Origin of the sequence: Bacillus sp. REN3 (genome assembly GCF_017912555.1) — a bacterium.
Classification (GTDB): domain Bacteria; phylum Bacillota; class Bacilli; order Bacillales; family Cytobacillaceae; genus Mesobacillus.
This window is the reverse complement of sequence record NZ_JAERSD010000015.1, coordinates 1-12,953: the sequence shown is the minus strand read 5'-3', so window position 1 is coordinate 12,953 and position 12,953 is coordinate 1. Positions and strand designations below refer to the sequence as shown.

General features: G+C 43.1%; 14 protein-coding genes. 7 read left to right on the top strand and 7 right to left on the bottom strand.

The genetic code is table 11. The features are described from left to right. The first annotated feature begins 21 nt into the window (after positions 1 to 21). Both JJQ88_RS13775 and JJQ88_RS13765 read left to right on the top strand, forming a co-directional pair. Positions 22 to 888: a patatin-like phospholipase family protein gene (locus tag JJQ88_RS13775; protein ID WP_210366628.1), complete on the top strand. Its 867-nt coding sequence runs from the start codon at positions 22 to 24 to the stop codon at positions 886 to 888. A 376-nt stretch (positions 889 to 1,264) separates the two neighbouring features. Continuing rightward, the gene (locus tag JJQ88_RS13765; RefSeq protein ID WP_210366626.1) at positions 1,265 to 1,489 is read left to right on the top strand and encodes a hypothetical protein; all 225 of its coding nucleotides are present in this window, start codon (positions 1,265 to 1,267) and stop codon (positions 1,487 to 1,489) included. Between the two features lie 239 nt (positions 1,490 to 1,728). Here JJQ88_RS13765 and JJQ88_RS13760 read toward each other — a convergent pair whose 3' ends face one another. Further along, positions 1,729 to 2,454, bottom strand: coding sequence for a phosphatase PAP2 family protein (locus JJQ88_RS13760; protein ID WP_210366625.1), 726 nt, complete (start codon positions 2,452 to 2,454; stop codon positions 1,729 to 1,731). Positions 2,455 to 2,866: 412 nt separating this feature from the next. Between JJQ88_RS13760 and JJQ88_RS13755 the strand changes: the two genes are divergently transcribed. Beyond that, positions 2,867 to 3,658, top strand: a complete 792-nt coding sequence (locus tag JJQ88_RS13755) for a TIGR00266 family protein (RefSeq protein ID WP_210366624.1) — start codon at positions 2,867 to 2,869, stop codon at positions 3,656 to 3,658. 452 nt (positions 3,659 to 4,110) lie between these two features. Here the strand turns inward: JJQ88_RS13755 and JJQ88_RS13750 are convergent, their stop codons facing one another. Further along, positions 4,111 to 4,662 carry a hypothetical protein gene (locus JJQ88_RS13750; RefSeq protein WP_210366623.1) on the bottom strand — a complete coding sequence of 184 codons (552 nt, stop codon included), beginning with the start codon at positions 4,660 to 4,662 and terminating at the stop codon, positions 4,111 to 4,113. A gap of 716 nt (positions 4,663 to 5,378) precedes the next feature. On the opposite strand from JJQ88_RS13750, the gene JJQ88_RS13745 reads away from it, so the two are divergent. Further along, positions 5,379 to 6,473, top strand: coding sequence for an alpha-helical endospore appendage domain-containing protein (locus tag JJQ88_RS13745; protein WP_210366701.1), 1,095 nt, complete (start codon positions 5,379 to 5,381; stop codon positions 6,471 to 6,473). A gap of 261 nt (positions 6,474 to 6,734) precedes the next feature. Here the strand turns inward: JJQ88_RS13745 and JJQ88_RS13740 are convergent, their stop codons facing one another. From JJQ88_RS13740 to JJQ88_RS13720, 5 genes are all read right to left on the bottom strand, one after another. Further along, positions 6,735 to 7,430 (bottom strand): Dph6-related ATP pyrophosphatase, encoded by a 696-nt coding sequence (locus JJQ88_RS13740; RefSeq protein WP_210366622.1) that lies wholly within the window; start codon positions 7,428 to 7,430, stop codon positions 6,735 to 6,737. 76 nt (positions 7,431 to 7,506) lie between these two features. Then, the gene (locus JJQ88_RS13735; protein ID WP_210366621.1) at positions 7,507 to 7,971 is read right to left on the bottom strand and encodes an NUDIX hydrolase; all 465 of its coding nucleotides are present in this window, start codon (positions 7,969 to 7,971) and stop codon (positions 7,507 to 7,509) included. 197 nt (positions 7,972 to 8,168) lie between these two features. Continuing rightward, complete coding sequence (locus JJQ88_RS13730) at positions 8,169 to 9,452, bottom strand: FtsW/RodA/SpoVE family cell cycle protein (protein WP_210366620.1); 1,284 nt, start codon at positions 9,450 to 9,452, stop codon at positions 8,169 to 8,171. Positions 9,453 to 9,459: 7 nt separating this feature from the next. Further along, positions 9,460 to 9,864: a PadR family transcriptional regulator gene (locus tag JJQ88_RS13725; protein ID WP_210366619.1), complete on the bottom strand. Its 405-nt coding sequence runs from the start codon at positions 9,862 to 9,864 to the stop codon at positions 9,460 to 9,462. A 4-nt stretch (positions 9,865 to 9,868) separates the two neighbouring features. Continuing rightward, positions 9,869 to 10,402 (bottom strand): sigma-70 family RNA polymerase sigma factor, encoded by a 534-nt coding sequence (locus tag JJQ88_RS13720; protein ID WP_210366618.1) that lies wholly within the window; start codon positions 10,400 to 10,402, stop codon positions 9,869 to 9,871. A 144-nt stretch (positions 10,403 to 10,546) separates the two neighbouring features. On the opposite strand from JJQ88_RS13720, the gene JJQ88_RS13715 reads away from it, so the two are divergent. From JJQ88_RS13715 to JJQ88_RS13705, 3 genes are all read left to right on the top strand, one after another. Further along, on the top strand, positions 10,547 to 10,930 hold the full coding sequence (locus tag JJQ88_RS13715; protein ID WP_210366617.1) for a VOC family protein: 384 nt from the start codon (positions 10,547 to 10,549) through the stop codon (positions 10,928 to 10,930). A gap of 277 nt (positions 10,931 to 11,207) precedes the next feature. Next, entirely contained in the window at positions 11,208 to 12,371 is a 1,164-nt protein-coding gene (locus JJQ88_RS13710) for an MGDG synthase family glycosyltransferase (RefSeq protein WP_210366616.1), read from the top strand. A gap of 89 nt (positions 12,372 to 12,460) precedes the next feature. Continuing rightward, positions 12,461 to 12,784 (top strand): hypothetical protein, encoded by a 324-nt coding sequence (locus JJQ88_RS13705; RefSeq protein ID WP_210366615.1) that lies wholly within the window; start codon positions 12,461 to 12,463, stop codon positions 12,782 to 12,784. Positions 12,785 to 12,953 lie beyond the last annotated feature (169 nt).

The following is a 12,953-nucleotide window of genomic DNA, read 5'->3' as shown; positions in this document are numbered from 1 at the left end:
ATGTAACGGGAGGAATCTTCAATGTATAGCAGCGGTCTTGTGCTTGAAGGCGGAGGAATGAGAGGTGTCTACACTGCCGGTGTATTGGAATACTTCATGGACAATAACCTGTTCTTTCCCTATATCATTGGTGTATCTGCGGGTGCCTGCAATGCTGCTTCATATGTTTCAAGGCAGCCGGGGCGCAATCGCCAGGTGACCATCGATTACGTGAATCACCGCGATTATCTTTCTTACCGCAATCTTTTTCTTAAAAAACAGCTATTCGGAATGGATTTCATTTTTGACAAAATCCCGAATGAGCTTGTCCCTTTCGATTTCCAAACGTTTAAACATTCGCCGGAAAAATTCCTCATCGGAACGACTGATTGCCTTACAGGCCAACCAGTGTATTTTGACAAAAATGAGTTCCCTGATGAGATTCTGCAGATTATCAGGGCGTCGAGCACCCTGCCGTTCATGGCACCTGCCATTGAATTCCATGGGATGACCCTGATGGATGGCGGGATTGCCGATCCCATCCCGATCAGGAAGGCAATGGATGATCATGTGGAAAAAAACATCATTGTCCTGACGAAGCCTAAAGGGTTCAGAAAAAAGAAATCCTCTTTTTCATGGGTTCCCAGATATGCCTATAAACAGTACCGTGGCTTAACAACCGCCCTTGAAAACCGCTATAAATTTTACAACGAAACGCTTGAATACATTGAAGAGCTTGAAGCAAAGAAGGATGTCATTGTCATCAGGCCATCAGAAGATTATAGCGTTGGCCGTGTCGAACGTGATCCGGTCAAGCTTACGCACTTGTACGAGCAAGGGTACAAAGATGCACAGGATGCATTTAAGAGAATTGTTGAATGGGTCGGTAAGGATATGGTGACAATTTAAAATTCAAGTGGACGACTCTGTTGAGAGCAGTCCCTCCCCTCTTTGTCCATATCATCCCTTAAGGCTAGCAGCTTAACAGCCGAGACCTCCAATGGGGGAACGGGGGATTTCCAAGTGGACGCTAAAACAGGAAAAGTATTAAAAATTGAATGAAAAAACACTTAAGGGCAGCGCTGGCTGCCTTTTAGTTTATATAAACACATGGCTGGAAGTTTTCCCAATTAAATAGAGGCTTTCGTTACCGTCAGGTTTTGCTATTTTTAGCCAATATATCCTATATAACAACAAATTTCGAAATGGTATGATATTCATATGAATATATTTCACAATGGGAGCCTTGAAGCAGGCCTCCCCGTATTGAAGGGAGATATCAGCCATGTCCTCTGAATATACAAAAATCATGTTGAACACTTTACGCCAGCATCCTCGCTGTGACATAAACCTAACCTTCTACACAAAAGACAAATATGCGCTGTTGTCAGTCAACCATAAAGACAGACGCTTCCATGTCACCCACTTGGTTACTGACGAGGTTCAAACCTTTGAAGACATCGAATCCACGATTTCAGCGATTGATAAAAGCTTGGAACAAATGAATTGAGAAAGGGAGTCTCCGGGCAGATCCCGCTCATGTTTTTAATAGCCTTTTTCAGCGATGTCTTCATTTTTGTCTTTCACCACGAAGTTAACCTCAAACTAACTCCACTGAACTATTAACCTTATTCATATAAGAAGCGGAAGATAACATTGAAGCTGTGAACCTCACGCCCAATTGTAAGGTGTTTCTATCTTTTTGTATTCGTTTCATAATTCAATGTTCCTTCTACCACTCATCTACTGTCATTTGAACCTCTGTTCCAGGAAATGAAGAAATGTTCTGAAGGGGTTCATTGAATTCGCGCTTTGCCATTTCACCCATTCCAACGCGAGAATACAGAGAATCAGCCAGATTCCGCCTGCCAAATGGCCAGCGATGACGTCACTGGGAAAATGCGCTCCCAAATAAATCCGGCTTGTCCCAATCAAAAAGACTAAAAGAAATGCCAGGATAACTGCCGTCCATTTAATGGGTTTTTTCGCTGCAGAACGAATGATGATGTAGGCAATAAATCCGTAAAACAGCAAAGAGCCCATCGAATGGCCGCTGGGAAAACTGTAGCCGATCGCGTCTATTTCTTCATTTATCGATGGCCGTTCCCTTCCAAAATAATGTTTCAGTACTTTTGTCAGGAGGCCCCCGCCTGCGATATTCAGGATAAAAAACAGGATTCCCCATTTATCTTTGGGTTTAATCCACAGATACAGGACGGTCAAGAGTGAGAGCAGTGATAAAAACCATACCGATCCCAGTTCAGTGATGAAAAACATGATCTGGTATTGCAGCTGACTATTGCCGCTTTGCAGAAGATTGATGATGGCTGTATCAAAAGCCTGGACTTCCGATTCGATTACTTCCTCTGCAAGCTCTGCGAATAAATAGATGAAAACAAGGGCCGTGCCGATGCCTGTTAAAAGAAGCAAGATAGGCAAAAGCGTTTTTTTCAGGTCCTTCCTTGTTTTATTCAAGCTGATCCCTCTTCCTAAGAAATTTCTTAATTAGCATTACCCTGCAGCGAATCCGATAAACGATATCAATATTCTATCATTTATCCCCCCGTTCATGCCGGGTGCAGTTACATTGCTTGGAAAAGGCTGCGGTTAAGAACTTAGTCTTTAGGCAAAGAGAAGTAGATTGACAGTGATGGGAAAATTTTTTCCCGCCGATACTAAGCAGGACTTCTTTAGCCATCCAGGCTTCCGACCAAAGGATTGGATCACTTTTTTGCGAATGTTATGGATAAAGATCTTCGTTGGTGCTTCCCCATTCTGCAGGACCCTGATTTTCGTAGCACCGAAAGCCCGGATATCCTCCTTTAATTATCCATTCCAGCCTGAAAAGTTGTACAATGAATGTAGATTGAATATGGAGGGATTGCCAATGAGGAACCATGAAATTGATTATAAAATTTACGGAGATGATATGCAGTTCGTTGAGATAGAACTGGATCCGAATGAAACGGTCGTTTCTGAAGCAGGCAGTTTAATGATGATGGACGACCAAATCCATATGGAAACCATTTTTGGCGATGGTTCACATGGTGGAGGCGGAATGATGGGTAAATTGCTGGGGGCCGGAAAACGGATGCTGACTGGCGAAAGCTTATTCATGACAACCTTCACAAACGCAGGAAGCGGAAAGCGGCATGTTTCTTTTGCCTCACCATATCCCGGAAAAATCATTCCAATGGATTTGGACGAGCTCGGTGGAAAAATCATTTGCCAGAAGGATGCTTTTCTCGCAGCCGCTAAAGGCGTTTCGGTCGGCGTGGAATTCCAGCGCAAGCTTGGGGCAGGATTCTTTGGAGGCGAAGGGTTCATCATGCAAAAACTGGAAGGAGACGGGCTGGCCTTTGTACATGCTGGCGGAACGATACATAAGGTGGAGCTGGAAGCTGGCCAGCTGATCAAAGTGGACACAGGCTGCCTTGTCGCGATGACAAGCACAGTCGATTACAGCATTGAAATGGTGAAAGGCATCAAGACTGCCCTGTTTGGCGGTGAAGGCCTCTTCTTTGCGACCTTGAGGGGACCGGGTACAGTTTGGGTCCAATCATTGCCGTTCAGTCGCCTTGCAAGCCGTGTATTCGCAGCGGCTCCACAAGGAGGCGGACAAAATAAAGGAGAAGGAAGCGTCCTTGGCGGAGTCTTCAGGATGCTTGACGGAGAGTGAAATTTGGGGATGCGGAAGCTGCCGAGGCAGCTTCTTTTTTATTTTTCTTATAACGTCATGATAAGTGTTTTGTAAAGGACCCAATACGGGTCCAACGTAAAGATACGCTGTATCTATTATTGGCAGATAATTGCTTTTCTGAATCAATTTCAAGAAAAACAAATCGTTTTCGAAAAGATTGATTGGAACGGAAGGTGCGAGACTCCGGCGGAATCAGCGGGAACCCACAGGCGTTTTGCGCCTAGGAGGGCAACTCGCGCCCCGCGGAAAGCGAACAGCCTGAAGTGTACAACAACCCTATATGGAAAAGCAGCAAAGTTTACGAAAACAGCCATACTAAACGATAAAAACAACAGGATTTCGTATGAAAAAAGAGTATATAAAAGCTTACGTGTTTCAGTCCCTTTATGTGTTAATACAACTGTTCGCGAAATATAGTCGTTGTCAATTTGTTATTCTCTCAATTTATCCGACAAACCTTCGTCGTTTACGTATTCGAATTTCCCAATTTTGCCTTCTTCTTTTGCAGAGAAATAAGCTCTCCCTTCTATATTCGCAGTTTTTTCTTCTTCTCCACTTTTCTGATAACCAACCCTTGCTGAAAAGGTATAAAGATTTGGGTTATTCTCATTTTGCTCAGCCGTGACACCCTTAAAGCGTAACGTATAACCAGCATTATAGGCAAAAGTTTGGTATTGAGCAGCAAATACGGCTATGAAGGCTTGGAGACCAGGATCTGTAAAGTATGGTCCGTATATCTCTGCCACATACTGATCAAATTCTTTGTTTTCTTCTTTATTTTTAACAACAGTCCTATATTTAGGATTCTGCATTAGCTCCATAAATTTCTCATCAGGACCAGTAAACTGATGCTCAAGAACTTTTTTAATTGCTTCTTTATTCCTGTCTTCTGATTTTGAGCAAGCAGTCATTAAAAGTCCTGACATGATCAATATAACAATGATAAAAATTTTCGATTTCGTTTTTTTATCCTTATTTGACAATACCTACACCCCCTTTTAAGATCCTACGGTATAAATGAATGTAAGATTCGGATTATCGTGTTTACTTTAGCCTGCCATTTCGGAAACACTTATTTTTCTAGTCATTTATTTTATAGATTTATTTATTCAACAATAAACGCTTACTTCCTGCATTGAAGTAAGGATTCCATAACTATAGTTAAAACAATCTTAGACTTTTATTTATCTACTGTAAGTCGATTGTACCGGTATTTGCGTTTGTGATTTTATCCGGACAGCTACTCTATCCAATATGATTTGAAACTTCTTTCCGGTTCATTTTCAGCTCAATAGCTGTTGAATGCCTCAACTCTTTTTTACAAAGTACGAAAGAAGCCTCTATTCGTCGTCTCCTCTTTACAACTTTTTTAAAATTTAGGCTCAGATAAACCTGGGGGTTGATTTCCACTCCAGGGACATGCTTTCCGCGGGACGTCAGGCCCTTCCGTTCCAATCAACTCTTTAAAACAACATTCAGCTTTAACACAGCCAAAATTTAAAAGCAACGTGTCTCCGAAAAACCTCAATCCGAATTTCAATATTATAGTTATAGCATTTGCTAATAATGACGAAATGAAATGGGCGGGTTCATTGCTTAGATCTCTTTGTCACATAGGCGCAAAACCAGGACCTTCACTCATTCGGTGAATAAGCTATAGAGAGCTATATTTCCACAAAAATAGGAAGGAGCAATTTCATTGTCTTTTTCAAATATACCCAATATTACACCCTTGGTTTCCGTTACTGTCAGACAAACAGTTCCCTTGCTTCTAAGTTCGATTGCTTTTGAAGAATTAGCGCTTGCTTACATTATGAATGCTGAGGCGGAAAAGCTTCAATTCACTCTGGGGACATTAACAGGTTCACAGGTGTCTCGGTTCCCCGCTGATGTCTCTGTAGCGGATCTTATCAATGTTCAATCCAGTGTCCAAAGAACTCTCCGAGATGTCATAAAAAAGGAAATGCTGCTGGATATGAGATTTGAAAATTTGTTGGACCATCTGGTTCCGTTAGCGGCATCACCCGCATTCCAAATATTCACTTATACAGGGGCCGTGGAAACCACTACTGTCCCGTCGGGTGTGACGACTGCAACCATCCGGGCAATAGGTGCTGCAGGTGGAATTGGAACTTCGGCAAACGGACTCGGCGCTTCCATTCAGGGTGACTTCCCGGTGACGCCTGGTGAAACCCTAAGTATATTGGTTGGCCAACAGGGACAAACAGGAAAACCTTCTGCTTATCCTGATTTTCAATTAGGTGGCGGAGGGGGTGGCTCTTTTGTTTGGCGTGGTACTGGTCCTGTCACCCCTTTAAATCTTCTTGTTGCCGCCGGAGGGGGCGGCGGTGCCTGTACCGTAGAAGCAAACCCAGGTGTGAACGCATCCATTACTGGCAATGGCACTGATGGAAATCCTGGGGGCATCGGGGGATCAAACGGAAGAGGCGGTGGCAGCGCTGAATTCTCGGCTGGCGGCGGAGCAGGGATTTTGCCAGGGTCTCTAGGGGATGGCGGCAGTTTCTTAGGAAAGGGCGGGCAATCGATACATGATGGAGGCGCTGGCGGCCTCGGCTATACTCCTGGATCGGATGGCGGCTTCGGCGGCGGTGGCGGTGGCGGTTTTGAAGAAGGCGGCGGTGGCGGAGGATTCAGTGGCGGAGGTGCTGGCGGTACAGGAAATTCTATTGGCGGCGGAGGGGGCGGCGGTTCGAAAAATAACGGAAACAATCAAGTCAATATAGCTGGCGTTGGCGCCGGAAATGGCCAGGTGACCATCAGCTATTTTGGTTAATAGATGGGTGTCATGTCCATTTTCTATTTTTACCAGCATAAGAAGCGTCTAAGGATGCTTCTTTCCATTTTGATCCAAGCACTGCCTTTTAGTGACTGCAACGTTCCCCAGGAGGAAGATCTTGACCATTGTCTACCGGCATTCATCTTATCCATCCACTCATTAGGCTGATACCCATCTGAATCCTTGCAACGGGTCCAAAGTCTGAACGCATACAGCTTATGGCTATCTATCCATCCTTCCCCCATTTTCCTCAAGCTTCTACCTTCGTCTTGAAACAGGAACTAAATCAATACAAAGGAATCGATCCTTTTTGGTGAAGTAGTCCGGTGTGATTTTTTGCTCGCCTAATTCAAATGGAACCGGAAATTTAAAGTTGGGACCATCGAAGACAAAGGAATGGAACTCTCCGGATTCTCCGCATATATCATGATCTTTAGGATAATCTTGTATAAAATCCTGGTCATACACTCTTCCTGCGAAGGATTTGTCCAGCTTATCCAGATCGATGCATGTCAGTATTGTTTTGAATCCAATGTTTATAAATTCTTTGCTCACCTTCTCAACAGACATTCCCCATAGCGGAAAAAGTGCTGTCATACCTGTTTCCGAAAGCATTTTCTCTCTATACTCCCGAATATCCTGCAAATGAATATCACCGAATGCCATTTGGGTGACGCCGTCATCCCTCATTTGCGAAATTGCTTCCTTCATCATTTCCTCATATTTTTCATTCGAACAGTTCCTTGGTAACCGTACCTCCCTTAATGTAAGACCCAGCGATTCGGACTGAAGCTTAAGCATCTCGAATCGTACTCCATGACTCGTTACACACTCCTCACCTTCTGTGAGAGTCACGAGCAAAGAATCAATCTCGTATTCCGTATTTTTCTGCAGTTTAAATAATGCAAGAGTCGAATCCTTTCCACCGCTAAATCCAATTACAACCTTCTTCATCATAGCCCTCCTTTAGATTGTTGCTCGAAAACGACTAGGTTCCTCTCCGCTATTCTGACCCGTAAAAGATTAAGATTCAGCATAACCTGGTTATGATGTTATATGGATTCACTTCCCAGGTTTCATACGGAACGAATTGGCTCGAGTTCATTGCATCCAACGTCCTCGACTTCATATTTGGACGTGTTATGAATTCGCCAATATTCTCTTCTGTTAACTTAATAAATCTGGCTTCTTTAATTTCTTCTGGCGGCACTATTATTTCCCCGCCAATGAATTTTGCCCTAAAGACAACGGAAAGAATTTGTTTTGTTGTGTTGTAATAGACTCCTGTAACACCGACTGGCTCTATCGTCACCCCGGTTTCTTCAAAAACTTCCCTTGAAACCGCAGCATCAAGTCCCTCACCTTCTTCTGCTTGTCCTCCTGGCATCTCCCAGGTATCCAACCTCCATTGAACCCTTGTTAACAGAACCTCATTCTTTTCGTTTGTGACAAAAGCCGAAACAGCGACAATGTGTTTAGGTGTTATTCCTTGCAAAGTCTTCTATCCTTCCATCCTGAAATTTTATAGTACTTCTTTCTATAAATGCATTAAAAAGTCCTTTTCATTTCCATTTGTTAACCAAATTCTTATTACAAAAAAGAGAGTTCCGGACCGGAACTCCTTTTTTTATGAAACACATCAAACGCTCTGAGTTGGTTGGCGGAATGAAGCAGGAGAATCGTCCCCATGCTTCACCGTTTGGCAGACTGGAATGAAGCAGGAGAACCGTCCCCGTGCTTCGATACGCTTAGTACGGTTCCGATGATGAAGGCGTTTAGTAGTGTTGGCATCAATCCGTAGCTGATGAAGGGCAGTGACATTGATGTCAATGGCAGCCAGCCGAGGATCATGCCGATATTGTATCCGAATTGGACGAGGTAAAGGGTGATTCCTCCGACTAGAAGCAGTCTTCCGAATGGGTTTTGGACATGGTTTGTGATCAGCAGGATCCGGACCGCGAACAAAGATAGGATGAGCAAGAGGGCAAACCCGAACGCGTATCCATACTGATGGGTTAGCCCTGCGAAAACGAAGTCTGTATGTTGGTTTGGAAGTGACTGGCTATTCTCCATAGAACCAAACCAACCTGCAGAAGTAAGCTGTTCTCGTAATTTTAAATACATATACCCATAGGTATTCGGATACTTTTTTGCATCGATGAATGCGTAAAGCCTTCCCAGCTGGTATTCCTTGGCGGTTGCCAATGCCAGGGAAAGGAGTGCCGCTCCTAAAATGACAGCTCCAACGGTTATTTTCACGGCGTTTTTTCTGCTGATGGTGCTCCACCAGAGCATGGTATACACCATCGCGGTGTAAATCACCATTGTGGAAAGGTCTGGTACGAGTGCGATCAAGTATAGCGGCAGCAAATATAATATGAGAAGGTGCCAGATTTTCAATCTTATGTCATTGTAGAACGAAGACCATGCCAAATATAAGAATGGAAGGACCATAAAACTTTGCAATCTGAACGGTCCCACAGCAAAGGTCAGTGCGCCGTTGATCCTGTAGTTTGAAAAGAACGTGATTAGCAGCAGTCCAAATAACGCCAGGAAATAGAACAGCCAGCCTTTGGAAGCCAATTTGCGATAATCATAAAACATCATGCCAACTGCGGCGACAACTCCCAATAAGACAATCACGGACTTTCTCAGAACAACATTTTGCGTATTGATATCACCGAATGAGAACAACGGCAAAAAGCTCAATCCCATCGTGATGATCAGCAAACCGATGAGCCACCAATCCACCCGGGGACGGTGCAATTTGTTTAACTCCCTGCCAAGCTTCGCGGGACTGCCCATTTGCATAACCGCTTTTTCCTCTGCCTCTGTTTCACACAAACCTTTTTCCATCCATTCTTTTTTGACTTCTTTTAAATGATGCTCCAATTCCGTGGCAACGAATTCCTTTGCTTCCTTCGATCGGATGTGGTTCGTTACCTCATGGAGGAAATGGTCTTTTTTCCTGCTCACTGCCCGGTCACTCCTCTAAAAGGTCATTTGAAATATAGCGTTGGGTCGAAATTTTCTTTTCTGCTTTCCTGATTAATTTCCTGCCCCTATCGCTTATTTGATAAAGTTTTGCGTCATCCTCCCAAATTGCAGAAAGAAGACGATTTTGCTCCATTTGATGAAGCAATGTATAGAGTGAACCCTCGCGATCCTCAAATTTCCGGATTCCTCTCGCCCTCAATAATGAAATTAGTTCGTATCCCGTCTTCCTATGATGTAGAAGATGCAAGATGGCTATGGTGATGTCTTCCTCGTTTTCATTCAGCTTTTGGATGTCTTGATGGACCTGTTTGCGGATTCTGTCCGAGAAAGCCAACCCTTTGAAGGTCGATTCTCCCATTGCATTTCGGAGTTTTCTTAATCGCTTCTCCATATCCTTAAGCCTCCAATCTCTTTTTCAGGAGTTCTTTTGCCCGCTTCAATCTTGTCTTCACGGTATTTTCCTTCACTTGGATCACCGCTGAAATTTCTTTTATTGACAGTTCCTCAAAATAAAAAAGATAGATGACTTCCCTATGCTTCACTGGCAAATCCATGACCGCTTCTGCAAGCTGGTCATCTTCCTCATTCCGGATCACTTCCTGCTCAATGCTCTCACCCAGGACAGTATTGAACGCCGGCTCATAATCCGTTGGAATCACATGTCTGTTATACCAGCTTTTCAGGTAATCCTTGCAATGGTTGGCAGCGATCCGCCATAACCATGTCCGGAATTTCGCTTTTCCCTCGTATGTATGCAAAGATTTATAGCATTTGACAAAAATCTCCTGTGTTAAGTCTTCTGCAATTTCTTTATTTTTCACATAGGAATATGCCAGCTGTAAAATCTCCTGCCCATATTTATTCATGATTTCATCGATCAATTCATCTGCACTCTCGATTTCCATTAATTCTGCCGTCATCTCATCCACAATCGTTCCTCCTTCAAAAGTAATAGACGATGCTTCCTGGAAAAGGTTTTGATTTTTTTGTCAGACATTCGATAGATAATTAAAGGATTTCCATGAACTCTATCGAATCTGTTTAAAGTAATAATTGAAAAGGATGGGTGATCAATGGAAACAACTTTTTCCCCACTAGCCAGTAAAGTGAATAATGTCTTTGTCCATGTTAGCGACTTAAAGAAATCCTCTGAGTGGTACTGCCGCCTGCTCGGCCTCCCGTTCGATCCAAATGATGTCGAATCGCCGGTATTCAATATTCCAGTTACTTCCGAAACCGGATTGACATTGGATGACCATACCTTCGATCCAGGTTTTGAACTGAATCCTTCCAAGCATGTGTTGTTTAATTTTTATGTAAAAGACATAGATGGTGCTTATCGATTTATTAAAGAACTTCATATCAACGTTGTGAAAGAAATCGAGCGAATTGGCGACTTTGCTTACTTTAACTTTGAAGACCCGGATGGCAATGTATTAATGGTGTGCAATTGCTGATTTTTTGCCTGGTAACCTATTGCCGGGATTAACCTGCCCATGTTTTTTACCAGCCCGGAAATCATCAAGATGAAACCGGCTGACAAGTAAACATTCGAATCCCCAAATTCTTATAATGTTTCATCTTCATTTGCTAAAAACATCAAAATGCTCCATGTGTTAACTAAATTCAAAACTCCACGCAGAAAATTTACCTTCTTTTTACAACTCTCCGAACCTTTTTTCATGCTTCCCTGTTAATCTATTGCTGAAAGGAATAAAATAAGGGGCTGATTGATTGAAGAAAAAGGTTCTCATTCTTTCATCCGAATTTACTGGCCACGGTCACAAAAGCATCACCGAAGCGCTTTGCGAGAAGGCAGGAAAAAGGGTGGATCTCGAAATTCATGTTGTCGATGCGTTTTCGCTTGGGGGCCCTTTGCTCCATGGTGCTGCAAAATCATATGGCCCTATCACAAGAAACGCGGCTCCTATATGGAAATTATTATGGAACTTGTCTTCGATTCGGCCCGCCCTGCTGAACCACCTGATTGAAGGGCTCATCCAAGAACAGTTTCTTGATTTGCTGAAAAAAGAAAAACCGGATAGTATCGTTTCGGTCCATCCTAATTTTAATGGATCTGTTTTGAATATACTTGAAAGGAACCAGATTCGCCTTCCTTTTCTAACTTTGGTTGCTGATCTGGTGAATATCTATCCATTATGGGTAGACAAAAGGGCAGATTTCATCATAAGCCCAACAGAAGAGGCAATGGAGAAATGTCTTCACCTGGGAATCCCGCCCAATAAAATCAAGTTGGTGGGATTCCCGGTCAGGTCCCGTTTTTTCAGGAAAGACTCCCAGAAAAAGCTGGCTTATAAGAATGGTCAGGAATTGCACTTCCTTCTTATAAGCGGCGGAGAGGGGGTAGGCAATATGAAGGCTATCGCCCTCAAATTACTTGAGCATTTCGAGTGCAAAGTAAGAATCATCGCCGGAAGGAACGAAAGGCTGCGAAGGAATCTTGAAAACTCCCTTCTTCAGCTTTATCAAGATAAGGTCGAGATTTTCGGGTTCACGGACAAGATTGATGATCTCCTGATCTCTTCTGATATTGCGATTACACGCGCAAGCCCTAATGTCATGTTTGAAGCAACTGCCGCGAATACTCCATTGATCCTTACAGGCGCGTTGCCAGGGCAGGAAGAGGATAACCCGGATTTTGCTCAACGGAACAATTTGGGCATCATTTGCAGGAACCCAGGAAACATCCATCAGGCAGTAACTGAATTGATTGAAAAAAATGGTGAAAGGCTAAATAAGATCATCCAGTCGCAGAGAGCATTTCTGGATTCCAAATCTGCTGAAGAAATCATCGATTTCCTGCTGGCCATTCCGCCACCGCATCCTGAAAGTGTTGCCTCAGATTATAAAGGAACTTCGCCGCAGTTGGAATTATGACACCAAACAGTCCAAAGTTTAAATTTGGACTGTTTTTTACAATCTATATTATTATTAAGATGAGGAATGCCAGGAAGGAAGTCACCTTTATGAAGAACAAACTTATGGATGCTGTGGTACCATTCGTAATAACAAGTATCATTTCCATGTTATCTCTAACCGTACCCGCAAGTTTTTTAGGTGGAGTTATCTATTCATTTGCTGCAGATACAAGGCCGACAGAAGGTATTGACTATATCAGGAAATGCATATTTTATAGTCTATTCGGCATGATCGGCTGGATAGTCTATGTGCTGGCTTTCCATCATCAATTAAGTTTTCAAAGTCCATATATACCCGCTTTATTCTCACTCATATATTATCATTTTTTACTTTGGTGGATTCAGTATAACGGAAATTCAAGAAAGAGCTGACATTCATGGGAGTGAGTTAACGCAGAAGCACCCTATCACAGCGATATTCATTCGGTGTCCAAAGCTTGGCATTTATTCTTTGCCAAAAAACAGAGGGTGTCCCAAAAGTATAAACTTTTGGGCACCCTCTTTATTTTTGAGACTGCTTGGAAAATAGTCCGTTGATTTC

Bases quoted from the DNA above. Each gene is read 5' to 3' on its own strand.
- JJQ88_RS13725 (WP_210366619.1), bottom strand. From the start codon at position 9,864: ATGGAGAAGCGATTAAGAAAACTCCGAAATGCAATGGGAGAATCGACC.
- JJQ88_RS13765 (WP_210366626.1), top strand. From the start codon at position 1,265: ATGTCCTCTGAATATACAAAAATCATGTTGAACACTTTACGCCAGCAT.
- JJQ88_RS13775 (WP_210366628.1), top strand. From the start codon at position 22: ATGTATAGCAGCGGTCTTGTGCTTGAAGGCGGAGGAATGAGAGGTGTC.
- JJQ88_RS13740 (WP_210366622.1), bottom strand. From the start codon at position 7,430: ATGAAGAAGGTTGTAATTGGATTTAGCGGTGGAAAGGATTCGACTCTT.
- JJQ88_RS13715 (WP_210366617.1), top strand. From the start codon at position 10,547: ATGGAAACAACTTTTTCCCCACTAGCCAGTAAAGTGAATAATGTCTTT.
- JJQ88_RS13755 (WP_210366624.1), top strand. From the start codon at position 2,867: ATGAGGAACCATGAAATTGATTATAAAATTTACGGAGATGATATGCAG.
- JJQ88_RS13705 (WP_210366615.1), top strand. From the start codon at position 12,461: ATGAAGAACAAACTTATGGATGCTGTGGTACCATTCGTAATAACAAGT.